Raw genomic sequence first — 23,571 nt, 5'->3', positions numbered from 1 at the left:
CCAATGAAAAAAATCCTTTTAAGCATTGTAATGTCTTTGCTTTCGATAGCGGGTTTTGCCCAAGAAATCCCTTTTAAAATAAGCAAAAGTGAATTGTTTAAAGACGAATTCAAGCATTCTAATATTGCCTTAGCCGAAGATGACGGCAATGGCGGTATCCTGTTGGTTCGAACTTATTCTGGCGGTATGTTTTCCGGCAGTTATGGTTATTACTTTGAGCATTATGATTCCAACATGAAACTCATTAAAGAATATGAATACAATCCCAAAGAATCCAAAGACGTAAAGCAAAGTGGAATTTTAGGACTTATTAGCAACGGAGACGAAATCAATATTATTAATTTCTTATACAATAAAACAGAAAAAGCTTTTATCTGCGTGTCTATGACAGCTAATATTGCCGATTTCAATTTTAAATCAAAAGAATTATTCCGAATCAATAGCGAGGAAGTTAAGCGATTCGGGATGTTTTCCAGAGTTTCTGATTTCGACGGCGATTCGGGTGCGAGCATGATTGTAAACGAAGACCGAACCGCTTTTGCCATTACCGTTGACATCAAAGACAAAGAGAGTGAAACCCATAAAATCTATTTGTTTGACAATCAATTGAACAAAAAAATTGAACACATTTTCAAACGCGATATCAAAGATCGAAAATTCAGATATGAAAATATTGATGTATCTAAAGATGCTTCAACACTGTATCTTTTAGGGAAAGTATATTCTGATGACGCCAAAAAGAAAAAAGAAGGCGGGCGTTATCAGTATGAATTGACAAGAATTACCAATGACAATCAAAAAACACAGGTTTTTGATACCGATGAGCACTTTTCAGCATCTTTGAAAGCTATTGTTTTTTCGGACCGAGTAACTTGTATCGGATTCTATTCTGACCGTAATGACAACCGTTACAAAGGCATCAGCTATTTTGAATTAGACCCAATTACATTAGACATCAAAAAATCTAAATTCAATCCGTTTACAGAACAGTTCATGGTAGATAAATATGGGAAAGACAAAGACAAAGAATTGAGGAATCTTTCCTTTAGAAGAATATTGATTACGACCAACAATGATATTATTTTCAATGCAGAAGAGTTTTATATTACTACTCACACTTATTCAACGCCAAACGGTGGCATGGTTACCCGAACACTTTTCCATTATGATGATATTGTAAGTGCTAAAATAAACCCTTCAGGTGATATCGTTTGGGCAAGAAACATTAACAAACGCCAAGTATCATCAGGAGACAATCCTTATCTTTCCTATACCTCAACTGCCAGAGGCAATGATGCCTATTTTTTTATTAATGCCGGTGAAAAAGTAAAAAAATTAAGAAACGACCGCATACAGTTTGGACAAACTTCAAACAAACGCTCGAATCTAAATGTGATTAGAGTCAACCAAAACGGAGATTTTGATTTTCAGGAAATATTAGATGATAAAGACAACGAAGTGCCATTTATGGTTTCGGATGGAATACTGTCGGGTGATTCCGTTTATTTTCTGGGACAAAAGGGCAAGAAAAAACAACTACTGAAAGTAACTTTATAAAACAAAAAGAGAATCAAATTGATTCTCTTTTTTATTTCTCGCCTTCCCATTCTGCATAAAACTGCGAGAGGAAATTTTCCATGTATTGGTGGCGTTGCAAAGCAATTTTTTTTCCGCTTTCCGTGTTCATTTTGTCTTTGAGCAACAATAGTTTTTCGTAGAAATGATTTAGTGTTGGCGAATCATTATTCTTATATTCTTCTTTAGTCATGTTTAATTTGGGAGCAATAGCCGGATTGTAAAGCGCTCTGTTTTTGAAGCCACCATAGTTAAAACATCTGGCAATTCCTATGGCGCCAATTGCATCTAATCTGTCCGCATCCTGAACAATTTCAAGTTCTTTAGAATGGAACTTCTTTTCAAAATTGCCGCCTTTAAACGAAATGTTTTCGATGATATTAATCACATGTACAATTGTTGCTTCGGTTACTTTTTCGGATTCTAAAAAAGCACGAGCTGTTCTTGGCCCGACGGTTTCATCGCCTTCGTGAAATTTACTATCGGCAATATCATGAAGCAAAGCGCCGAGTTTTACGACCGTCAAATCACAAGCTTCTTCCTGAGCAATCAAAATGGCATTTTTATACACGCGCTCAATGTGAAACCAATCGTGTCCGCCTTCGGCATTTTCGAGTTGTTTCTTTACAAAAAGGATAGTTTTATCAATTATTGACATCAATTTGGGTTTAAAAAAATCCTTTCTTTTAGGAAAGGATTTAGTTTATACTCTATTCTCTTTTTTCTATTATCTAGACAAAGCGGGTTCAACCCATTTGAAAATTTTAGTTTCTTCTGGCAAGACTAATCTTTCTGAAATTTTTGCCATTCTTTCCGGTAATTTCATCAAATAATCTCTGGCTTTTTCAGCTTCTGCAGTTAAGTTGGTTATCTTATCGATTTCCCATCTTTCAGTCAATTTCTTCAAGATGTCTACATAATCTGCAGCAGTGTAGACTCCGATTTTTTGAGCCGAATTAGAAAATTCTTCAAACGCTGAACTCATTTTTTCTCCTGATTCTCTCAAGAAAACTGCAGGCATCACGATTTTATTTTTCATCATGTGTTGAAACGACAACATCATTTCGCTTGGATCTACTTTGAAAATTTGGTTTACAAATTCGCTGTAAGCATGATGGTGGCGCATTTCGTCACCGGCAATCATTTTACACAATTTTGACAATTTCTTGTCGCCATATTGTTTGGCAATTTGCGAAACTCTGTTGTGTGAAATATAAGTGGCTAATTCTTGAAAACTCGTGTATACAAAGTTTTTATATGGATCGCGTCCGGTTCCTATATCAAATCCGTCATTGATTAAATGTTGCGTAGTCATTTCAACTTCGCGCATGTTTACACGTCCGGATAAGTATAAATATTTGTTCAATAAATCACCGTGCCGGTTTTCTTCTCCGGTCCATTGGCGAACCCATCTTGACCAACCGTTTCGTTCCACATTATCAATTCCTTCTACGTCCATTAACCAAGATTCGTAGGTTGGCAAAGCTTCTTCAGTAATAGTGTCACCTACTAAAACTACCCAAAAATCATAGGGTAAATCTTTGGCAATTTCTCTCAACTCTTTTACTTCATCAAAGAAACTTTCACTTTCTGAATTAGGTAGTAAGTCTGACGGTTGCCATATTTTTTCAACCGGAATCAAAAACTCGTCTACAAATTTGTCTACGTCTTTTTCCAGAAACTGCATGACTTCTAGTCTAACATTCTTTTGAGGCATTTTTTAATTTTTTATAGATTGTATTATCGCTTGTTCCGTTTTCTCCATCAACTCTTCAAACGAAAAATCTTTTACGGCTAAAGGGTCATGAATCGTAAATTGCAAACGATTGCCTAAGCCCATGGGGAAAGCACCAAATTTAACCATTTTCCACGAATTATTAATGGTAATTGGCACAACATAAGCAGAAGGCGCATATTTACATAAGATTTTTAGACCACTTTGGGCAAATTCTTTTGGTTTTCCGTTTTTACTTCTTGTTCCTTCCGGAAAAATTACTGCGGAACGGTTGTGCTTTTCGATGTATTCTGATAAGCCTTTTATTAATGGAATAGCTTGTTTGGGATCTTTTCTGTCAATTAAAATCGAGCCACCATGTCTTAAATTATACGAAACACTCGGGATGCCTTTGCCCAACTCTTTTTTGCTGACAAACTTGGCGTGAAAACGGCGCAAATACCAAATGATTCCAATAATATCATATAAACTTTGGTGATTGGCCACAAAAATTATCGGGGCATTTTTTGGGATAACTTCTTTGTTTTTAAAAGTGTAAGTCGTTCCTAAAATATTAGTGCATTTGGTCAAAAAGAAATTCAAATAATCGACACTTTTTTTGTGTGCCTGGTAACCAAAAACATTGAAGCAAATCCATTGAATCGGGTGGAAAATGACCAATGTCAATCCGAAACACAAATAATAAATTACTGAAATTGGGTAGGATATAAGTTTTTCCATAATGTAAAAATAGTAGGCAAAAATAAGTAAAAATCAAGGGATGATACAGAAAGCAGGCATAAAAAACACCTTAAACATTTAACAAAATATACACTTTTTGTGTAACACAATAAAATCAAACATAACTACCTTTAAAAACATAATGATTGGCATGATAAAGGTTAAGACAATTTGTTCAAAACTACTCTGATTTGTGTCCCATAACATCAAAAAAAGCATTATTTTTATGCCACTAAATTTTTAAAAAATGAGTTCAGAAAAAGAAGCCAAATTAAAAGCCTTACAACTAACACTAGATAAATTAGACAAAGCCTACGGCAAAGGAACCGTGATGAAGATGGGCGATAAAGCCGTTGAAGAAGTAGAAGTTATTCCTTCGGGTTCGCTTGGTTTGGATTTAGCTTTGGGCGTAAACGGTTATCCGAAAGGAAGGGTTATTGAAATATATGGCCCGGAATCTTCGGGTAAAACTACTTTAACTTTACACGCGATTGCAGAAGCGCAAAAAGCCGGCGGAATTGCTGCCTTTATTGATGCAGAGCACGCTTTCGATAGAAATTATGCCGAGAAATTAGGCGTAGATATTGAAAACTTAATCATTTCGCAACCGGATAACGGAGAGCAAGCATTGGAAATTGCCGAAAACTTAATCCGTTCAGGAGCGATTGATATTGTTGTAATTGATTCGGTGGCTGCATTGACCCCAAAAAGCGAAATCGAAGGCGAAATGGGGGATTCTAAAATGGGATTACATGCCCGTTTGATGTCACAAGCTTTGAGAAAATTAACCGGAACCATCAGTAAAACCAATTGTACTGTTTTTTTCATCAACCAATTGAGAGAGAAAATCGGCGTAATGTTCGGAAATCCAGAAACTACAACGGGTGGAAATGCTTTGAAATTCTACGCTTCGGTTCGTTTAGACATTCGTCGTTCGTCACAAATTAAAGATGGTGAAAATGTAATTGGTAACAGAACCAAAGTAAAAGTGGTTAAAAATAAAGTCGCGCCGCCATTCAAAACGGCAGAATTTGACATTATGTATGGAGAAGGCGTTTCTAAAACCGGTGAAATTTTGGATTTAGCTGTTGAATTTGAAGTGATTAAAAAAGCGGGTTCATGGTTTAGTTATGGAGATACTAAACTTGGTCAAGGGCGAGATGCTGTAAAGGTTTTGATTAAAGACAATCCGGAGTTAGCCGATGAATTGGAACAAAAAATAAAAGACCTCATCAAAGAAAATAATGCTTAAAAATTTAAAAGTGTCTCGTTGAAAAACGGGACGTTTTTTTTTAGTAATTTAACGCAACCATTTGTAAACATTCCCATCTAACTCAAAAATCATTTACCATTATGAAAAAAATAGTTTCTCTTATAGCTTTAGTTTTTTTATTCAATTCTTGTACTCCGGACAACGGTACAAATTATTTATTTGAATTATTGCCAGTTGAGAGTGTTGATATTCCTACTGAATTTACCATGGGTGAAATTTATGAAATGAAAATGTATTACAGAAGACCAACATCCTGTCACACCTTCAATACTATTTATTATGACAAGGATTTAAATGTGAGAACTATCGCAATAGAAAGCGCAGTAAGACAAGAGGATGATTGCCAAGAGCTTACCGAAGACAATCTTGTAGAATGTTCCTTTAACTTCGAAGTGACCAGTAATGGCTCATATCTTTTTAAATTTTGGCAAGGACGAGATGATCAAGGAAATAATATTTTTTTAGAATATGAAATCCCGGTGGTAAACTAAACAAGCAAACAATCAATTTTTGAAAATTGGAATTAAAACAACTCATAAATGATTGCAAAAACAACAATAGGAAAGCACAAGAACAGTTATACCGAATCTATTCACCAAAACTGTTTGCTGTATGCTTAAAGTATTCGCGCAATTATGCTGAGGCACAAGACAATTTACAAGATGGGTTTATACTTATCTTTAAAAAAATTGAGCAATTTTCATTTAAAGGTTCTTTTGATGGTTGGTTAAAAAGAGTGATGATTAATCATGTTTTACAACAATATCGGAATCAAACTTTTTTAAGCTTAGTCAATGAAGATATCGCTGATGAACAAGAAATTGAAATAGAAGACGACAATATTTCGATGGATTATTTGCTGAAAATCATTCAGGAATTGCCCGATAGGTACCGATTGGTTTTCAACCTTTATGTAATTGATGGCTTTTCGCATGCTGAAATTGGAGAAATGTTGACCATTACAGTTGGCACCTCAAAGTCGAATTTAGCCAGAGCCAGAATGATTTTAAAAGAAAAAATAGAACAATACAAAAACGAAGAAACTAAAAAGTTTCCTTCTGCAAAATGAGTGATAAAAAGAACATAGATAGGCTTTTTCAAGAAAAGTTCAGAGATTTTGAAGCCAATCCGGCTGATAATATTTGGAACCATATTGAATCAAAACTCAATGAAAAAAAGCGCAAAAGAGTAATTCCGTTTTGGTGGAAACTCTCGGGCGTTGCAGCTGTATTCCTAATTGGAGTTTTGATTGGCGACAAAGTTTTAAACGATGGTATTAAAACGACAAACCCAATTGTAATTGAAGATAATTCCAACCAAAACCAAGGAAAAACGACTGATGGTATTTTAGAGAAAGATAAGGAAAACCAGACCAATACAAACACAAATACGAATGTCGTTGAAGTTGAAGCCGTTTCAGAAAATGACGGAACCATAAATAATATGGCTCCAAAATCAAATAGCTCTATTAATGCAGTAGTTAATAAATCTACAATAAACCCAAAAAATTCAATTGGAAAAATAAAATCCCCTACTAACTCAGGTGAAACAAAATCAACTATTGCTCAAAGCAACTCAAACAAAAAACGATCTACGAAAGACAAATCGAAATCAGATAAAAATAAATCTTCACTAAACGAAACATTGGCTGAAAAACAAGAAGCTCAAATAATTGCCAATAAAGAAAAAAGCAACCTTTTTACTGCTGAAAATCCGCTTACTCAAAACGACAATGACAACAAGAATAAAGGGAATGTCAATTCGTTACAAATCAATAAAGATCTTAATCTTGAGGGTTTAAAGGGAAGCAATAATTCGATAATAGCAACCAAAGAAATCGAAAACAAAATTAACGATACTGCCATTGTCAAAAGTATTGCAAAAAATGAATTGGAAGAATTGCTAAATAAAAAAGAAGACAAATTAAAACAAGAATCCAAGCTAAATAGGTGGCAACTCACCTCAAATGTCGCCCCTATTTTCTTAGGTTCAGCAACTAACGGTTCACCGCTTGATTCAACGCTTGTAAACAATTCAAAATCCTATAATACGGGCGTTGGTTTTGGTATTGGTGTTAGCTATGCCGTTACCAAAAAACTTACCGTTAGAACCGGATTAAACAAATTCAACATGAGTTATAATACCAATGACATTGTTTATTTTGCCGGAATTGAATCGAGATCCTTGAAAAACATCAATCCTGCTGCTTCAGGTTCAATGATTCAAGTACAAGATAACATAACAAATACTGCAAATTCTGTGACTTCGGAAACAGCTTTTTTGCCTTTTGAAGACTCATTTGTACACAAAAACAAAGGCTATATTAACCAAGAAATGGGTTATTTAGAAATGCCGGTAGAAATGACTTATGCTTTGTTAGACAAAAAATTCGGCATCAGAATTATTGGTGGTTTTAGTACACTCTTCCTTCAAGACAATACGGTTAGCGTAATCTCTGATAACAGAAGTACCTTTTTAGGAGAAGCTAACAATTTAAATAATATTCACTTTAGTACCAATTTCGGTATCGGACTGAAATATGGTTTTATGAAGTCTTTTGAGTTCAATGTGGAGCCAACTTTTAAATACCAATTAAACACATTCAGTTCAGACGCCGGAAACTTCAAACCTTATTTGTTTGGAATCTACAGTGGCATCAGCTATAAATTCTAGTTTGTGATTGTTTAAAATTAGTTAAGTGGTGTTATTGCTTTCGAGTAATAACTGAAAAGAGTTCCTTAGTTAGGAACTCTTTTTATTTAAATCGTCTTGCAAATCTTTTAAAATCAATGCTCTAACATTATTTTTTAAAGTCTTTTTAAGGTCCTGACCTTTGGTCTTAGTTTCAAAAAAGCGATGCACCTTGGCTCTCATTAATCCTGGGCTTCCGCTAAAAAAAGTATAGGAGAAAAGTCTTTTGTTGTCATAAAAAGTCATAGGAACTATAGGAATTTCGTGTTCAATGGCTAAGCGAAATGCGCCATCTTTGAACTCGTCTAAAACCACGCTTTCGTCTGGAACTCCACCTTCGGGGAAGATACAAATGCTAATCCCCTGACTTAATCTTTTTTGAGCACGTTCAAAAACTGCCATTCTGCTTTTAGAACTACTTCTATCTACTAAAATACAAGTGCGCTTGTAGAAAAATCCAAATAAAGGAATCTTTGACAACTCTTTTTTGCCTACAAAAACAAAAGGATTTTTTACAATCGAAAGCATCAACATAATATCCGTCATCGAAGTGTGATTGGCCACAAACATATAGCTTTTGCCTACTTCGGGTTCTTGTTCAAACTCAACCCTGACGCGATAACCCATTCCGAAAAGAATGAATTTAGCCCAAATTCTAGCCATGACAAAAAAATACGGATACCATTTCTCTGAAAGTATCGAAATAAAAAGAAATGGAAACATAATGATGATAGGAATCGCCATCAAAATGTAGAACCAAATGCGATATAGCGTCCAAAAAACAATTTTCAATGCTCTCATGTGGTCAAATGTAATGAAAGGTATGCAATTTTTGATACAAACGTTTAACTTTGCGATTAGAAAAAATTTGAAGATGTCAAAAATATTAACCGGAATTCAAAGTACAGGAACACCACATTTAGGAAACTTATTGGGCGCGATTTTACCTGCCATCGAACTGTCAAGAAATCCAAGCAACGAGTCGTTTCTTTTTATAGCTGATTTACATTCAGTTACCCAAATTAAAAACGGTGATGAACTTCGCCAAAATACATACAGCACGGCATCCGTTTGGTTGGCTTGTGGTTTGGATGTCAACAAAGTGATTTTTTACCGTCAAAGTGATGTGCCTCAAACGGCGGAATTGTCTTGGTATTTGAGTTGCTTTTTTCCATTTCAAAGGTTAACTTTAGCACATTCTTTCAAGGATAAAGCCGACAGATTAGAAGATGTCAATGCAGGATTATTTTCGTATCCAATGTTAATGGCGGCAGATATTTTATTGTATGAGGCCAATTTTGTCCCGGTGGGAAAAGACCAAATGCAGCACATCGAAATCACGCGTGATGTGGCTTCCCGTTTCAATCACCAAATGGGCGAAACTTTCGTCATACCCGAAGGAAAAGTACAAGAAGAAACCATGTATGTTCCCGGAACCGATGGTCATAAAATGAGTAAATCTCGTGGCAATCTCATCAATATTTTCTTAGATGATAAAGCGTTGCGCAAGCAAATCATGAGCATTGAAACCGACAGCACACCATTAGAAGAACCAAAAAATCCGGATACTTGTAAAATATTCGGGATTTATAAATTGGTGGCCAATGCAGAACAGATTGCCGAAATGAAAATAAAATACACCAATACCAACCGAGATTTTGGTTATGGCCATGCCAAACAAGCTTTGTTTGAACTGATTTGCGAACGTTTCAAAACTGAAAGAGAAAAGTACAATTACTATATGAGCAACCAAGCCGAAGTTGACGCTTTGCTTAAATTAGGCGCAACCAAAGCGGGAGCGATTGCTGATGTTGTTTTGCAAAAAGTAAGAGTAAAACTTGGCTTCGAATAGAAATTAATTCACAATTAAGCCTCTTGAATCAACTCTTAAATGGCCGTTGACGAAATTAATATCAGCATCATTTTTGAAGGTGTAATCGGTCTCAAGCACTTCTTTCACATTTGGGATAAGTTCACTAAAACGGTATTCTACAATTGAACCACTTCTAATAAACAAATGGTTACTTTCTGTTTGGAAAGTGGCCAATTTTTTGCCCATATACACATTGAAAATGGTTTTAGCCGCGGCATTATTAAAATTAACCTCAATCGATTCTCCTGCTTTAATAAAATGAGCCGTTCTGGGAATTTTTATACTGTCATATAAAACGGCATTTTCTAAAAGTACCATATCATACTTAGACGTATTTCTAAACTTTAAGTAATTACTGCTTTCTGCTGTCGGTTGATTTTGATAAAACGTTTGAAATGGATTTTGACCGGTTTTAATATTACTTAGTCTGGTCAATCTTCTGATTTGATTTTGATTATAATCGGCTAAGAACACTCGGAAACTATCGATTTTAAATCGCATGTCTGTATAATAACGATCTAATTTTCTCGGTTCAGATTGCACTTCATAATCTTCATAATTTTGATAGCTGTCAAGCTCAGAATTCATCTTTGAAAGGTCATTTATAAAAAAGGAAACTCTGGTTAATACAAGCAAACCGACAACGGCATAAATCCAATAATATTTCTTTTTGTTTACAGCAAAAGGTTTGTAATTGATTTCCGCTCTTTCCTTTAACCTTTCGATGCTTATCGAAAAATTTTCATCAACTGCGTGATAATTTTTCATCGCTGTAAAGGTTCGCTTGGCCAATTCTGAACTTTTATCTGCCATGAATAGATTCATAAGAGTCGTTAATAATGATTTGACCTTTTCTTCTATCTCTTCATTTTTTAATCCATTTAAAAAAGTGAAGAAATTGGCATCTTTGATGTACAAAATTTTAGAGAAATCACCAAAAGGTGGTTTCAATGTCTTATCGGCTAACTCTAATTTTTCAATCGCATAAAACCGCATTTTTTCTATAACTCTATCCGGTAAAAACTGTCGTCCTTCAGCCAATAAAGCAATTTCTTCAAAGTCATTGGCTGCTATTTTATGATAAACAAAAGGATTAATATCGGCCATTAAGTACATTTGGATAAAGCCTTTGATTTGTACTTCATCCTGAAAATCAACTACTACTTGAAATTGTTTTTTGGAAAGATTTTTTTGGGTAAAAAAGTTAAACAAAGCTCTATTGTTCATTACTGCTTGAAACAACATAGCATTATTACTTAAAGCCTGAAAGAAAAGTGCTATGGATTCATCGGTTAAATTGGGATGATTGGCCTTTTCAGCTTCTAATTTGCTTTTCATTTCGGCAAAATCAGCTTCTGTCAGCAAACCTATTTTAGAAGTTTCAAGCGACAATAAAGTTGCTATTTTAATTATATTCATTTGATTCATTTTAAACCGCTTCAAAAAATTTTCCCGGCAAAGGTCTGATAATTCCTTTTAATTCCATCGTCAAAAGAATAGAAGAAATTTTAAATATTGGGAAATCACACTCCAATGCAACAACATCCAACGATTGTTTGCCATTTTTTTGCAAGTAATCATAAATTTTTTGTTCTTCAAAATCCAAAGTCACAAAAAGTTGTTTTTGAACAACCTTATTGTCGTTCTGAACATGTGAATGAATCTCCCAATTCAAACAATAAACTAAATCTGCTGCCGAAGTAATCAAATTAGCACGTTGCGATTTAATTAAATCATTACAGCCTTGACTGTATTTATCAGTAGTTCTTCCGGGAACGGCGAAGACATCTCTATTGTAATCGTTGGCCATATTGGCCGTAATTAACGAACCGCCTTTGTCGGCACTTTCAATTACAATTGTAGCTTCACTCATACCGGCAACGATTCGATTTCGCTTTACAAAGTTTTCTTTTTCGGGATTGGAATTGCTCCAGAACTCCGTTAAGAAACCACCATTCTGTTCTATTTTGGCGACATATTTTTTATGCGATTTAGGATAAATTTGATTTAAACCATGCGCCAAAACGCCAATAGTTTGCAAATTATTTTCCATAGCCGATTGATGCGCCACAATGTCAACACCGTAAGCAAATCCGCTGACAATGATTGGATTAAAAATGGCTAAATCTTCGATGAGTTTTTTGCAAAAATCGGTCCCATAAGAAGTAATTTGTCTTGTTCCGACTATGCTAATCATTTTGCGCTTTTTAAAGTCGAAATTACCTGAAGCAAAGAGCAAAACCGGACCATCAATACAATGTTTTAACCTGTCGGGATAATCGTCATTTTGAAAGTGCAACACTTGGACATTTTCATTTTGAATGTATTGCATTTCCAACTCAGCTTTTGCGAAAATACTTTTGTCTTTGAGGTTTTTAATCAGCATTTCACCAACGCCGTCAATGGCTTTTAATTCTTTTACCTTTGCTTTAAAAACATTTGCTGCTGAACCACAATGATTTATGAGTTTTTTAGCCACAATATCGCCCACGCCATCAACTTGGGAAAGGGCTAAAAGATGGAAAAGTTCAGTATTATTCATATCAATAAATTACTACAAAAATAAATATTTTTCTTTTGGATTGTTAATAAAATTTGTGAATAATTTTTTGATACTACTATTGTTTCTCTAAATTTGTTGACATGAAGATTGAACCATACATTTCCCAATTATTATATCGTTATCAATGCGTTACCGTTCCGGGTTTCGGTGCTTTTTTGACCGAATTCCAATCGGCGCAATTGGATGAAAACGCCCATTCGTTTTATCCGCCGAAGAAATTGGTTTCGTTCAATCCTTTTATTAAAAATAATGACGGTTTGTTGGCCAATCATTTGGCACAAACTGAAAAAATTGCCTATGAAGTTGCCGTAAATGCCATTCAGAATGAAGTTGCCGATTGGAAAAATAAGATTCAAGAGTTTGGTCGTTTTTCGATTAAGAATATTGGTGAGTTTACTTTAAACTCTGAAAAAAACTTGGTATTCGTTCCGGTTGATCAAATCAATTACTTGAAAGAATCTTTTGGTTTGAGTTCGTTTGTTTCTCCTGCGGTAAAACGCGAAACATACAAACAAGTGGTTGAAACTCTCGAAGAAAAAGCACCAATCACTTTTACACCTGAAAAAAGAAGCGGTTATAAAGCATTGAAATATGCTGCTATTATTACACTTTCTTTAGGCTTAACTGGTGTTTTAGGGTATAAATTGTATGACAATTATTTAATGCAAATTGAGCAAGAAACTTTATTGGTTCAATCTAACGTTCAGAAAAAAATCAACCAAAAAATACAAGAAGCAACTTTCTTTATTGAGAACCCGTTGCCAAGTGTAACTTTAACTGTTCCGAATGAAAAACAGCCTTATCATGTTGTAGCCGGCGTTTTCAGAATAGAGAGCAATGCGGAAAATGCTTATCAATCTTTGTTGAAACTAGGTTTTAAAGCCAAAAGATTGCCTGCTAACAAACACGGATTATTTCCGGTACTTTACGGAAGTTTCTCCTCTTTTACAGAAGCGCAAGGCACGATGAAAGACATACAGAAACTCGACAATAAAGATGCTTGGTTGCTGATAGAAGAATTATAAAAAAGTCCCGAGAAATCGGGATTTTTTGTTTACTGTAATTACCTTTGCCAAAAAAAAATTGACATGACACCAAAACATCCTTCAGAATCTTTGACGGTTTTAACCGATTTGGTTTTACCAAGTGAAACTAATCCCTTGAACAATCTTTTTGGTGGTGAATTACTCGCCAGAATGGACAGAGCCGCCAGTATTGCCGCCCGAAGACATTCCCGTAGAATTGTAGTAACCGCTTCGGTAAATCACGTAGCTTTCAATAAAGCTATTCCATTGGGAAGCGTTGTAACTGTAGAAGCCAAAGTTTCGAGAGCTTTTACTTCTTCGATGGAAATTTTTATTGATGTTTGGATTGAAGACAGAGAATCGGGAAGCAGAGCCAAAGCAAACGAAGCGATTTACACTTTTGTTGCAGTAAACGAAACGGGGAATCCTGTGCCTGTGCCTGCAATTGAACCGGAAACAGAATTGGAAAAAGCAAGATATGATGCCGCACTTCGCAGAAAACAATTGAGTTTGGTTTTGGCAGGTAAAATGAATCCGCACGACGCCACCGAATTAAAAGCATTATTTGTATAACTAAAAAGTCCCTGATTACTCAGGGACTTTTTTCTTTTTATCTTCCGGACAACCATGTGGTTGGATTGAAAAGCGTTGAGTTTTGCGATACTAAGAATTTGAGAACTGTTCTGCCATCTGCATCAGTTCTAATTTTACCTAGAGTTTCTTTAGCCGAAACCTTATCGCCTACTTGTACATTAACGGAACTTAAATTTTGGTAAATGGTAAAGAAATCTCCGTGTTTAACCGATACCGCTTTTTTAAGTGGAGATATTTGTTGAACTTGGGTAACTTCTCCCGCAAATACAGCTCTTGCAGAAGCGCCACTTTCTGTTGAAATTTCGATTCCGCTATTGTGTACTTCTAAAGTTTTAAAAACCGGATGTGGCTGATTTCCATATCCTAAACTAATTGCACCTTTTTCCACCGGCCAAGGTAATCTTCCTTTGTTGGCTTTGAAATTATCGGAAATGATTTTTCCTTCTGGGGTTAAAACTATATTGGTTGATGTTTCAATCGCTTTTTTCTCAGCGGCTGTAATTTTTGGGTTCGCTTTAAGATTTGCAGCCGCCGTTTTTCTATTCGCTTCTGCAATCGATTCGCGAATCATTTTCTTGATTTGAGCGTCAATCTTTTTAGTTTCTGCTTGCTTTTTCTTGATTTCGGCTGTAATTTTTACCTTCTCTTTCTTAATTTGATTAGCTATTTTTTCTTGTTCTTGCTTTTCTTTTTCCAATTCTTGCTTTTCTTTTTCATTTTCAGCAATTAGCTTTTCTTTCTCTGATTTTTGAGCACCAATTTTTTCATTATAAGCAACCAATTGATTTGTTTTCCCTTTGATTTCTTCGCCTTGCATTTTTCGGTAACTTGCATATTGTTTCATATACTGAGCTCTTTTGTAGGCTTGAAGGAAATTTTGGGAAGACAATAAGAACATAGCGCGACTTTGCTCCGATCGACTTTTATAAGACTTTAAAATCATTTCTGCATAGTCTTTTCTCAGTTGGTCTAGGTCGCGGTTGAGTTGATTGATTTTTAGCTGATTGATATAAATATCGTTACTCAATAACTTGGTTTGCTTTTCGGTGGTCTTGATTAGTTTTTCTTTGAGTCCGATTTTTTCTTTTTGAATCATCAACTGACTAACAACTGATTTTTCTTGGCTCTTCACAGATTGCAACAATTTTTCTTTCTCTTGAATTTCGAGTTGAATTTTGATTTTTCGCTGTTCGAGTTCTTCTTGTGTAGGCTGTTGGCTCCACATTGGCGTAGCTAAACAAAAGAATAGTAGGCAGAAAAAGAATTTTGGCATAGTTAAAAATATTTTGGCAAGTCTAATTTATAAAAATTCGGTCATATCCGTCGGGAACACTGTAAGGAAAGGAAAGGTCTTCGTTAAAGGTAACCGAGTTATAATCAATTGAAATTTCTGTCTTTCCTTTCTTCTGCATAGCATTTATCTGCAAGTTTGCCGGTAAAATTGCTAAAGCAAAATCCTGAAAATTGGGATAATTCACGGTGAACGTTCTGTCTTTTTCAGGTTGGGATATCTCTTGCTTTTTTAGCAAGTAATTTTTCGCTTCAAAGGAAAAAATCTTCTCGGTTTTATCCTTAACAGCACTCAATTTATAAAACTTATCCGTTAATTCATAAACGTAATCTTGTTGGGTCAAATCATCAATCGGTTTGCCGACAAGCATGTTTTGGATTTTATTAAAATCCAAATCGGTTCCTAACCATTCGCTTAAAGAAGCATAATCGCCTTCGAAATAAGTACCGTTTAACTTTTCGTAATACTTCACTTCTTTAGGGGTAATAAGGGCTTTTGCCATAGTGATTCCTAAGAAACGAATGCTTACTAAAATCTTCTCTCCTTTTTTAATTTTGATTTCGGCCGAAACATTTTGAGATTGTTTTTCATCTCTGTATTTGGCGCTTGACCTAATGTATAACGTAGAAAAATCACTTTTATTGTTGTAATGATTCGTGATGATTTTCTGAGAATTAATAGCGCCGGAATCAATCGCAACATTGGGTTTCGAATTAGAATCGACCAAATTAGCTTTTGATTTACAAGAGGTCAAAAAAACCAAGGATAATATAATATACCAATATTTCATTATTTCTTTTGTTTGTTAATGAGTTCATTGGCCTTGTTAAAATACTTTTCTTTCTTCTTCATATCGCCCAAACCATTGTAAGCTTCGCCTAATTGGATGTTGAAATTGATTTCTAAAGCCGTGTCATTGATAACAAAATCCAAGCCAGTTTCTAGTATTGAAGCTGCTTTCTTGAAATTTTGCGTTTGATTATAAGCCAAACCGGCATAATAATAAAACTGCGGTTGCGTTGGAAAAAGTTCAGTTAAGTCATCTGCTTTTTTACTTAAACCAACAAAATCTTGTTTTTCAGTATGCGCTTGAAGCACCAATAATTGTGTTTCTACATCATCTTGAACATTTTTAAGATGTTTATCAAAGTACTTGATGGCTTTGTCCCAATTGGCTTTTACATAATAGAATTTGCCTATTTCTTTAGCAACTTTGACTTCTTTATCATTGTCAAAATAAGAAATTGCTTTGTCTAAATCGGTTTCGTATTTTGGATTGTTTTTGGCAAAAATCAGAAACTCATTCAGGATTCTGTGTTTGATTTTGGAGTCGATTTTTTGACTTGGTAAAACCAAATTCATCGCTTTCACGGCATTGTCTCCGTCATTATTATTCAAATGAAATTTGAACAAACTCACTTGCGCCCAATCGGAGGTTGGGATTTCTTTTTCCAATTTCTTGGCTATTTCCAACGCTTTTTCTTCTTGATTACTTTGTGAATACATATAGATCAGAGAAATATAGTTGGATTCTTCCTTCGGGAATTTTTTGATTTGGTCTAATAAATGGTTCTTTTCTGCCGATTGGTATTTGGCATCTCTCAGAATATCCGATTTATACAATTCGCGTTTGTCTGACTTGCCTACTTTTTCATTCAACTCGTTGATCAGTTCTAAAGCTTTGTCAAATTGTTGGGTATTCATGTAAAGCGAAGTCAAATCTTCTTTGTATTCAGCCTTAAATTCAACTAATTTTTCGACGATAACTATTGCTTTGTTATAATCTTGAGTGTCGTAGCAAACATCGTACATGCCAACCCAGGCCCAACGGTTTTTAGGATCTATTTGGGTAACTTTTTCAAAATTAGCGTAAGCTTCAGTATATTTTTTTTGGGCCAAATAATTTTTCCCTAATTCGAAATATGTTACCGGATTTTCGGGCTGAATTTCCTTGCATCTTTCCAATGACAGAATAGCCTTGTCGTAGTTTTCGATGCTTTTTTGTTTTAACGCTTCGTAGAAATGATCTTGAAATCCATCGTCTATCACGGCGATATTGTTTGGTTCCTCTTGGGCCAAAGCAACATTGGGAACGAAAAACATTCCGAGTAACAAACTATAAATAACAAATCTTTTCATTTTCTATTTTTATTCTAAAACCGAATAATCTCCGATGCTGATGCTCTTAAATTCGCCGTCAAAGGTAGCGTGATTTCCAATCATTGCGTTGTCTAATTTTGCATTTTTAATGTGTGCATGTGTTTGCACCAAACTATTTTGGATTTTGGTATTGGTTACGTGTGTTCCTTTGCCTAAGGATACATTTGGTCCAACGATGGAGTTGATAATGGCAACGTCTTCTCCAATGTAACATGGCGGAATAATAGTGGCATTCTCTAATCGTACCGTTTCGGCGATTAAATTTTCTCCGTCATTATGCAAAAAACCTAACATTCTGGAATTGGTTTCTACCGTAACATCTTTGTTTCCGCAATCCATCCATTCATCTACTTTTCCCGGCACAAATTTCATGCCTTTTGCCATCATTTGTTTAATTCCGTCATTAATTTGGTATTCGCCGCCATGAATAATATTATTGTCTAAAACTGATTGCAGTTCGCTTTTCAACACCGCAACGTCTTTAAAATAATAGATTCCGATAACAGCCAAGTCAGATACAAACTCCTTTGGTTTTTCTACTAACTCGATAATTTCGTTGTTATTGTTTAAATTAATTACCCCAAAAGCACTTGGGTCTTCTACTTGTTTTACCCAAATGACGCTATCGGCAGTTTTGTCTAAATCGAAATCAGCTCGGATTAAAGTATCGGCATAAGCAATCACCGCGGGTCCACTTAAAGAATCTTTGGCACACATGATGGCGTGACCGGTTCCTAAGGCTTCATTTTGGTAATAAATCGTTCCTTTAGCGCCTAACTTTTGGGCGATGGCAATTAGTTCTTCTTCAACTTTTTGTCCAAAACTTTCATGGATGATAAAAGCTACTTCTTCAATTTCTTGATTTAGAACTCCGGCGATGTCTTCTACCAAGCGATGAACAATTGGTTTTCCGGCAACGGGAATTAAAGGTTTTGGAATGGTTAAGGTATGTGGACGAAGGCGCGAACCGCGACCGGCCATGGGAACTATGATTTTCATTTTAATTTATTTTAACCGCAAAGTTCGCAATCCCGATAGCAATCGGGACGCAAAGTTCGCTAGGTGTTTTTACTTTATTTTCTAATTACTACCAACTATTTTACGCCTGTGCTTCCGAATCCGCCTTCGCCACGGGAAGTTTCGGATAATTCCTGAACTTCAATCCACTCGGCGCGTTCATGTTTGGCGATGATTAATTGGGCGATTCTTTCTCCGTTTTCGATTACGAAATCTTCATTGGATAAATTTACTAAAATCACCCCAATTTCTCCTCGATAATCGGCATCAACTGTTCCGGGTGAATTTAAGACTGTGATTCCTTTTTTAGCTGCCAAACCGCTTCTAGGGCGAACTTGGGCTTCGTAGCCAATGGGTAATTCAATAAAAAGGCCTGTCTTTACTATGGTTCTTTCTAAAGATTTTAACACAATTGATTCAGTCAAATTAGCTCTTAAATCCATTCCGGCTGAGGCGATGGTTTCGTAATTTGGCAACTCGTGTTGTGATTTATTGATGATTTTGATGGTCATTTTATTTTGCTTTTCTTTTAATGATTCTGAGTAAAGTTTCCTTTTCGTTGCGGTAAATGAAATATAAAAATAGTGATAGTAACACTATCTTGACAAAATAATTCTCTCTTAACATCGGAACGTAAAAAGAGATTCCCGAAAACAAGATGGAAAGTCCTAAATATTTTAAAATCGTATTAATGTCGTATGGAATAGGGTATTGCTTTTGTCCCAATTTATAAGAGATTATCATCATAGTTCCATAAGCCGCGATGGTTGCAATGGCTGAACCATAATAACTAAATCCTTGTTTGATAAGGATATAATTGAGCAGAAGTGTCACCAAAGCGCCGACAATAGAAATATAAGCGCCTATTCTGGTTTTGTCGATTAATTTATACCAAACGGATAAGTTGGTGTAAATGCCCAAAAAGAAATTGGCCAAGACAATCAGTGGCACGACTTTGATTGCCACCCAATAAGTAGCTTCCGGAACCAAAGGCAATTTTAATAAATCGATAAACGCAATTACAAAAAGACTGATGAAAGAACCAAAAATCACGAAGTACTTTGTAATGGTCGCATAGGTTTGTTGCGCATTTTCATTGGCAGCATGACTAAAAAAGAACGGTTCTATTCCCAAAGTGTAAGCCGTTCTGAACAATACCATAAACATTCCGATTTTGTAACACGCTGAATACGCTCCGATATCGGCTTTAGGAACATTCATCCAATCCAAGAGAATTTTGTCGAAATGCTCGTTGATGGCAAACGCTACGCCGGCAATTAAAATGGGTAAACCGTACTTCATCATTCGCTTCCAAAGTTGGAAATCGAAACTCCAATTGATTTTCAAATAATCCGGAGAAAGTACTACAAAGGTTAATAAACTGGCCATTAAATTGGCTACAAAAATGTAACCTACTTGGAAATTTTCATAATAAATAGTGCTGAAAAACCCATCGGGATTGGCTTGGGCTAATTGTGGTAAAAGCAACAGAAAAAACAGGTTTAAAACCATATTGACCATGACATTTCCAATCTTAACAATGGCATACATCATAGGTCTTTTGGTTGCGCGCATTCGTGAAAACGGAATAATCGCCAAAGCATCTAATACTAAAATCCAAATGGTATAAGTAACATATTCGACTTTGATGCCGGACCAATGTGACAACGTGTTTCTAAAAAGCAAGGCCAAGCCTAAAAAAGCGATTGATGTCCAAAAAATTGAAACTGTCGAAGTAGAAATGACTCTTTTCTTATTGTCTTCGGTATTGTAGAATCGGAAGAACGCGGTTTCCATTCCGTAGGACAGAATTACATTGAAAAAGACTAACCAAGCAAATACGATAGAAACATCCGCAAACTCTTGTTTAGGCAATTGATCAACGTATAACGGATTCAGCAAAAAGCTTATCATTCTCGGCAAAACCGTGGCTAAACCATAGATTAGTGTTTGCTTAAAAAGACTTTTATATAAACTCAAAGTGATGCTTGTTAGTGAAACAAAAATAGGGTTTTATTGGATTAGGAAAATCCATTTTCGTCAATAGTTTTGATAAAATGAAAACCTCTGGGTACATAGCCCAAATTATAGTAGAATTTGTGCGCGGGAAAGTTTCCGGTAAAGGCATCTAAGACGATGCATGTACAGTTTAATTCTTTGGCCTTCTCATCGATATAATTAGAAATAATACCACCAATTCCTTTTTGTCGATGGTCGGGATGAACGATAAAATTATCGATTTCTATGTATTTTCCGGTCCATAATTTGGTGCCAAACCAAAATCCGGTCAATCCTATGCAAACATTGTCTTCAAAAACGGCCACTTGTTTGTAGCTTTTGGGAATCATGTCTTTTAAGAAAGATTCATAGCGTTCGATGGTCATATTCGGATACAGAAATTGCATAGTGCTGAATTGCTCCAACATTTCGGAAAGGGTTTTAAGTTCTCTGACTTGCATCGGTTAAATTTTAATTTAAAAGTAATAAAAAAAGAGCCAACTCTCGTTGACTCTTTTTACTAAAAATATTGTTTTGAAATTAGCCTTTCAAAGCTTCAGCACCACCAACAATCTCTAAGATTTCGTTAGTAATAGCAGCTTGACGTGCTTTGTTGTAGGTTAATTTCAATTGGTTTCTCAATTCGGTTGCGTTGTCTGTTGCTTTGTGCATCGCCGTCATACGCGCGCCATGTTCAGCTGCAAAAGAATCTCTGATGGATTTGTACAATTGTGTTTTTAATGATTTTGGAATCAAGGTCAACACGATTTCTTCTTTTGAAGGTTCAAAAATGTAATCTCCGGTTGATACAGGCTTGTCAGAAGCGATTGGAGCTAAAGGTAAAAACTGCTCTACTTGAACGATTTGCGTTGCTGCATTTTTGAATTGGTTGTAAACGATTTCGATTTTGTCATATTCACCGGAAACGAATTTCTCAGTCAATGCGTCAGCGATTTCGGCTACATTGTCAAAAGTTAGGTTGTCAAATACTTCACTTTTGTTTTCGATTACAGTATTTACTTTTCTGAAAAAGTCGTTTCCTTTTTTACCTATAGCAAAAAAATCCACTTGTTTTCCTGCGTAGCTATCAGCAACTTCTTTGGCCTGCTTGATAACGTTAGTATTGAATGCACCGGCCAAACCTCTATTAGAAGTTATAACAACCACCAATACTTTGTTTACTTCGCGTTGCGTAGTGTATTGTCCACCGGCATCTCCGTCTAAAGTAGCACTAACGCTTTGTAATAATTCCGTTAATTTTTCGGCATAAGGTCGCATTGCTGTAATGGCATCTTGTGCTTTTTTCAACTTTGCGGCAGAAACCATTTTCATCGCCGATGTAATCTGCATCGTCGACTGAACGGAAGTAATTCTATTACGGATTTCCTTTAAGTTTGCCATATTTAATTTGAAAATTAGATAATTTGAAAATTTGAAAATGGGTTACATCTTCAAATTCTCAAATTTTCAAATTGTTATTAGTTATATTTCGCTGAAATTTCTTTAGCAGTTTTTTCTAAAACGTCAGTAATGTTATCGTCTAACTTACCAGCTTTTAAAGCATTTAAAACATCTCTGTGTTTGTTGTTCAAGTACTCGATGAAATCTCTTTCGAATTCTTTTACTTTGTTTACAGGAACGTTTCTCAACAAGTTTTTAGAACCTGCATAGATAATCGCTACTTGGTCTTCTACAGTATAAGGATCGTTTACGGCTTGTTTTAAAATTTCAACGTTTCTTCTACCTTTTTCAATTACGTTTAAAGTAACCGCATCCAAATCGGAACCGAATTTAGCAAACGCTTCCAATTCACGGAATTGCGCTTGGTCTAATTTCAAAGTACCCGCTACTTTTTTCATCGATTTAATTTGAGCATTACCTCCAACACGAGATACCGAAATACCTACGTTAATGGCCGGACGAACTCCGGAGTTGAATAAATCCCCATCCAAGAAAATCTGACCGTCAGTAATCGAAATTACGTTGGTTGGAATATAGGCAGAAACGTCACCCGCTTGTGTTTCAATGATTGGTAAAGCTGTTAAGGAACCGCCACCTTTTACGATTGGTTTCAACGTATCAGGTAAATCGTTCATGTTTTTAGCGATATCATCATCCGCAATTACTTTACAAGCTCTTTCTAATAAACGGCTGTGTAAGTAGAATACGTCTCCAGGATAAGCCTCACGTCCCGGTGGTCTTCTTAACAACAAAGACACCTCACGGTAAGCTACCGCTTGTTTTGATAAATCATCATAGATAATCAAAGCAGGACGACCTGAATCTCTGAAATATTCTCCGATAGCAGCACCTGCCATTGGAGCATATACCTGCATTGGCGCAGGATCTGAAGCGTTAGCAGCAACGATTGTTGTATATGCCATAGCGCCTTTTTCTTCTAATGTTTTTGCAATACCTGCTACTGTTGAAGCCTTTTGTCCAATAGCAACATAGATACAGTATACCGGTTGACCGGCATCGTAGAATTCTTTTTGGTTCAAGATAGTATCGATACAAACCGTTGTTTTACCGGTTTGACGGTCACCAATAACCAACTCACGTTGACCTCTACCTACAGGAATCATAGCGTCGATTGACTTGATACCGGTTTGTAACGGCTCAGTTACCGGTTGACGGAAGATAACTCCAGGAGCTTTTCTTTCCAATGGCATTTCGTATAAGTCACCTCCGATTGGTCCTTTACCGTCGATTGGGTTACCTAAAGTATCCACAACACGACCTACGATTTGCTCACCTACTTTCAAAGAAGCGATACGTTGAGTTCTTTTTACGATAGAACCTTCTTTAATTCCGGTTGATGGTCCTAAAAGTACAACTCCGACGTTGTCTTCTTCTAAGTTCAAAACGATAGCTTCTAATCCGTTATCGAATTGTACCAACTCACCATATTGTGCGTTTGATAAACCATACACACGAGCGATACCATCACCTACTTGAAGTACTGAACCTACTTCTTCTAAAGTAGCACCAGATTGAAATCCTTCTAACTGTTTTTTTAATATTGCTGAAATTTCAGCAGCTTTAATTTCCGCCAT

Annotated in this window: 23 protein-coding genes; 8 read left to right on the top strand and 15 right to left on the bottom strand. The window is 35.7% G+C overall.

Annotation, left to right across the window (positions count from 1 at the left end; translation table 11 throughout):
- Positions 1-3 precede the first annotated feature (3 nt).
- The gene (locus tag ACK4R1_RS02215; protein ID WP_409683036.1) at positions 4-1,557 is read left to right on the top strand and encodes a hypothetical protein; all 1,554 of its coding nucleotides are present in this window, start codon (positions 4-6) and stop codon (positions 1,555-1,557) included.
- A gap of 31 nt (positions 1,558-1,588) precedes the next feature.
- On the opposite strand, the gene ACK4R1_RS02210 is transcribed toward ACK4R1_RS02215, so the two are convergent.
- The 3 genes from ACK4R1_RS02210 to ACK4R1_RS02200 form a co-directional block, all read right to left on the bottom strand.
- The gene (locus ACK4R1_RS02210; RefSeq protein ID WP_409683033.1) at positions 1,589-2,233 is read right to left on the bottom strand and encodes an HD domain-containing protein; all 645 of its coding nucleotides are present in this window, start codon (positions 2,231-2,233) and stop codon (positions 1,589-1,591) included.
- 69 nt (positions 2,234-2,302) lie between these two features.
- Positions 2,303-3,292 (bottom strand): acyl-ACP desaturase, encoded by a 990-nt coding sequence (locus ACK4R1_RS02205; protein WP_409683031.1) that lies wholly within the window; start codon positions 3,290-3,292, stop codon positions 2,303-2,305.
- A gap of 3 nt (positions 3,293-3,295) precedes the next feature.
- A complete protein-coding gene (locus ACK4R1_RS02200; protein ID WP_409683028.1) occupies positions 3,296-4,030 on the bottom strand; it encodes a lysophospholipid acyltransferase family protein in 735 nt (244 codons plus the stop codon).
- Positions 4,031-4,277: 247 nt separating this feature from the next.
- Between ACK4R1_RS02200 and recA the strand changes: the two genes are divergently transcribed.
- The 4 genes from recA to ACK4R1_RS02180 all read left to right on the top strand — a co-directional run bounded on the left by recA (position 4,278) and on the right by ACK4R1_RS02180 (position 7,976).
- Entirely contained in the window at positions 4,278-5,282 is a 1,005-nt protein-coding gene (recA, locus tag ACK4R1_RS02195) for a recombinase RecA (RefSeq protein WP_409683026.1), read from the top strand.
- Between the two features lie 101 nt (positions 5,283-5,383).
- On the top strand, positions 5,384-5,794 hold the full coding sequence (locus tag ACK4R1_RS02190; RefSeq protein ID WP_409683024.1) for a hypothetical protein: 411 nt from the start codon (positions 5,384-5,386) through the stop codon (positions 5,792-5,794).
- Between the two features lie 26 nt (positions 5,795-5,820).
- A complete protein-coding gene (locus tag ACK4R1_RS02185; protein ID WP_409683021.1) occupies positions 5,821-6,372 on the top strand; it encodes an RNA polymerase sigma factor in 552 nt (183 codons plus the stop codon).
- Positions 6,369-7,976, top strand: a complete 1,608-nt coding sequence (locus tag ACK4R1_RS02180; protein WP_409683019.1) for a hypothetical protein — start codon at positions 6,369-6,371, stop codon at positions 7,974-7,976. Before ACK4R1_RS02185 ends, ACK4R1_RS02180 begins: the two co-directional genes overlap by 4 nt.
- A gap of 69 nt (positions 7,977-8,045) precedes the next feature.
- On the opposite strand, the gene ACK4R1_RS02175 is transcribed toward ACK4R1_RS02180, so the two are convergent.
- Positions 8,046-8,795, bottom strand: a complete 750-nt coding sequence (locus ACK4R1_RS02175; protein WP_409683016.1) for a lysophospholipid acyltransferase family protein — start codon at positions 8,793-8,795, stop codon at positions 8,046-8,048.
- Between the two features lie 73 nt (positions 8,796-8,868).
- Between ACK4R1_RS02175 and trpS the strand changes: the two genes are divergently transcribed.
- Positions 8,869-9,846, top strand: coding sequence for a tryptophan--tRNA ligase (gene trpS, locus ACK4R1_RS02170; protein ID WP_409683013.1), 978 nt, complete (start codon positions 8,869-8,871; stop codon positions 9,844-9,846).
- 3 nt (positions 9,847-9,849) lie between these two features.
- Here the strand turns inward: trpS and ACK4R1_RS02165 are convergent, their stop codons facing one another.
- On the bottom strand, positions 9,850-11,286 hold the full coding sequence (locus tag ACK4R1_RS02165) for a hypothetical protein (RefSeq protein WP_409683011.1): 1,437 nt from the start codon (positions 11,284-11,286) through the stop codon (positions 9,850-9,852).
- Positions 11,287-11,296: 10 nt separating this feature from the next.
- Entirely contained in the window at positions 11,297-12,409 is a 1,113-nt protein-coding gene (gene dprA, locus ACK4R1_RS02160) for a DNA-processing protein DprA (RefSeq protein ID WP_409683008.1), read from the bottom strand.
- A gap of 101 nt (positions 12,410-12,510) precedes the next feature.
- Here dprA and ACK4R1_RS02155 point away from each other — a divergent pair, with 101 nt between their 5' ends.
- Both ACK4R1_RS02155 and ACK4R1_RS02150 read left to right on the top strand, forming a co-directional pair.
- Positions 12,511-13,455 (top strand): SPOR domain-containing protein, encoded by a 945-nt coding sequence (locus ACK4R1_RS02155; RefSeq protein ID WP_409683005.1) that lies wholly within the window; start codon positions 12,511-12,513, stop codon positions 13,453-13,455.
- Positions 13,456-13,518: 63 nt separating this feature from the next.
- A complete protein-coding gene (locus tag ACK4R1_RS02150; RefSeq protein ID WP_409683002.1) occupies positions 13,519-14,028 on the top strand; it encodes an acyl-CoA thioesterase in 510 nt (169 codons plus the stop codon).
- A gap of 37 nt (positions 14,029-14,065) precedes the next feature.
- Here the strand turns inward: ACK4R1_RS02150 and ACK4R1_RS02145 are convergent, their stop codons facing one another.
- The 9 genes from ACK4R1_RS02145 to atpA form a co-directional block, all read right to left on the bottom strand.
- Entirely contained in the window at positions 14,066-15,322 is a 1,257-nt protein-coding gene (locus ACK4R1_RS02145) for a murein hydrolase activator EnvC family protein (RefSeq protein ID WP_409683000.1), read from the bottom strand.
- A gap of 22 nt (positions 15,323-15,344) precedes the next feature.
- Positions 15,345-16,130, bottom strand: a complete 786-nt coding sequence (locus ACK4R1_RS02140; RefSeq protein WP_409682997.1) for a DUF4292 domain-containing protein — start codon at positions 16,128-16,130, stop codon at positions 15,345-15,347.
- Complete coding sequence (locus ACK4R1_RS02135) at positions 16,130-17,479, bottom strand: tetratricopeptide repeat protein (RefSeq protein WP_409682994.1); 1,350 nt, start codon at positions 17,477-17,479, stop codon at positions 16,130-16,132. Before ACK4R1_RS02135 ends, ACK4R1_RS02140 begins: the two co-directional genes overlap by 1 nt.
- Positions 17,480-17,488: 9 nt before the next feature.
- Entirely contained in the window at positions 17,489-18,499 is a 1,011-nt protein-coding gene (locus ACK4R1_RS02130; protein ID WP_409682991.1) for a sugar phosphate nucleotidyltransferase, read from the bottom strand.
- Positions 18,500-18,594: 95 nt separating this feature from the next.
- Positions 18,595-19,029: a dUTP diphosphatase gene (gene dut, locus ACK4R1_RS02125; protein ID WP_187659198.1), complete on the bottom strand. Its 435-nt coding sequence runs from the start codon at positions 19,027-19,029 to the stop codon at positions 18,595-18,597.
- 1 nt (position 19,030) lies between these two features.
- Entirely contained in the window at positions 19,031-20,497 is a 1,467-nt protein-coding gene (locus tag ACK4R1_RS02120) for a lipopolysaccharide biosynthesis protein (protein WP_409682987.1), read from the bottom strand.
- A 41-nt stretch (positions 20,498-20,538) separates the two neighbouring features.
- A complete protein-coding gene (locus tag ACK4R1_RS02115; RefSeq protein ID WP_409682984.1) occupies positions 20,539-20,976 on the bottom strand; it encodes a GNAT family N-acetyltransferase in 438 nt (145 codons plus the stop codon).
- 79 nt (positions 20,977-21,055) lie between these two features.
- Complete coding sequence (gene atpG, locus ACK4R1_RS02110; RefSeq protein WP_409682982.1) at positions 21,056-21,916, bottom strand: ATP synthase F1 subunit gamma; 861 nt, start codon at positions 21,914-21,916, stop codon at positions 21,056-21,058.
- Between the two features lie 77 nt (positions 21,917-21,993).
- Positions 21,994-23,571, bottom strand: a complete 1,578-nt coding sequence (gene atpA, locus ACK4R1_RS02105) for a F0F1 ATP synthase subunit alpha (RefSeq protein ID WP_409682979.1) — start codon at positions 23,569-23,571, stop codon at positions 21,994-21,996.

Origin of the sequence: Flavobacterium sp. (assembly GCF_046293665.1) — a bacterium.
GTDB lineage: Bacteria > Bacteroidota > Bacteroidia > Flavobacteriales > Flavobacteriaceae > Flavobacterium.
The sequence above is the reverse complement of the archived record's forward strand: the minus strand, read 5'-3'. Positions and strand labels throughout refer to the sequence as shown.

Coding starts and splice junctions, on each gene's coding strand:
- ACK4R1_RS02215 (WP_409683036.1), top strand. CDS start 4: ATGAAAAAAATCCTTTTAAGCATTGTAATGTCTTTGCTTTCGATAGCG.
- ACK4R1_RS02210 (WP_409683033.1), bottom strand. CDS start 2,233: ATGTCAATAATTGATAAAACTATCCTTTTTGTAAAGAAACAACTCGAA.
- ACK4R1_RS02205 (WP_409683031.1), bottom strand. CDS start 3,292: ATGCCTCAAAAGAATGTTAGACTAGAAGTCATGCAGTTTCTGGAAAAA.
- ACK4R1_RS02200 (WP_409683028.1), bottom strand. CDS start 4,030: ATGGAAAAACTTATATCCTACCCAATTTCAGTAATTTATTATTTGTGT.
- recA (WP_409683026.1), top strand. CDS start 4,278: ATGAGTTCAGAAAAAGAAGCCAAATTAAAAGCCTTACAACTAACACTA.
- ACK4R1_RS02190 (WP_409683024.1), top strand. CDS start 5,384: ATGAAAAAAATAGTTTCTCTTATAGCTTTAGTTTTTTTATTCAATTCT.
- ACK4R1_RS02180 (WP_409683019.1), top strand. CDS start 6,369: ATGAGTGATAAAAAGAACATAGATAGGCTTTTTCAAGAAAAGTTCAGA.
- ACK4R1_RS02175 (WP_409683016.1), bottom strand. CDS start 8,795: ATGAGAGCATTGAAAATTGTTTTTTGGACGCTATATCGCATTTGGTTC.
- trpS (WP_409683013.1), top strand. CDS start 8,869: ATGTCAAAAATATTAACCGGAATTCAAAGTACAGGAACACCACATTTA.
- ACK4R1_RS02165 (WP_409683011.1), bottom strand. CDS start 11,286: ATGAATATAATTAAAATAGCAACTTTATTGTCGCTTGAAACTTCTAAA.
- dprA (WP_409683008.1), bottom strand. CDS start 12,409: ATGAATAATACTGAACTTTTCCATCTTTTAGCCCTTTCCCAAGTTGAT.
- ACK4R1_RS02155 (WP_409683005.1), top strand. CDS start 12,511: ATGAAGATTGAACCATACATTTCCCAATTATTATATCGTTATCAATGC.
- ACK4R1_RS02150 (WP_409683002.1), top strand. CDS start 13,519: ATGACACCAAAACATCCTTCAGAATCTTTGACGGTTTTAACCGATTTG.
- ACK4R1_RS02145 (WP_409683000.1), bottom strand. CDS start 15,322: ATGCCAAAATTCTTTTTCTGCCTACTATTCTTTTGTTTAGCTACGCCA.
- ACK4R1_RS02140 (WP_409682997.1), bottom strand. CDS start 16,130: ATGAAATATTGGTATATTATATTATCCTTGGTTTTTTTGACCTCTTGT.
- ACK4R1_RS02135 (WP_409682994.1), bottom strand. CDS start 17,479: ATGAAAAGATTTGTTATTTATAGTTTGTTACTCGGAATGTTTTTCGTT.
- ACK4R1_RS02130 (WP_409682991.1), bottom strand. CDS start 18,499: ATGAAAATCATAGTTCCCATGGCCGGTCGCGGTTCGCGCCTTCGTCCA.
- dut (WP_187659198.1), bottom strand. CDS start 19,029: ATGACCATCAAAATCATCAATAAATCACAACACGAGTTGCCAAATTAC.
- ACK4R1_RS02115 (WP_409682984.1), bottom strand. CDS start 20,976: ATGCAAGTCAGAGAACTTAAAACCCTTTCCGAAATGTTGGAGCAATTC.
- atpG (WP_409682982.1), bottom strand. CDS start 21,916: ATGGCAAACTTAAAGGAAATCCGTAATAGAATTACTTCCGTTCAGTCG.
- atpA (WP_409682979.1), bottom strand. CDS start 23,571: ATGGCGGAAATTAAAGCTGCTGAAATTTCAGCAATATTAAAAAAACAG.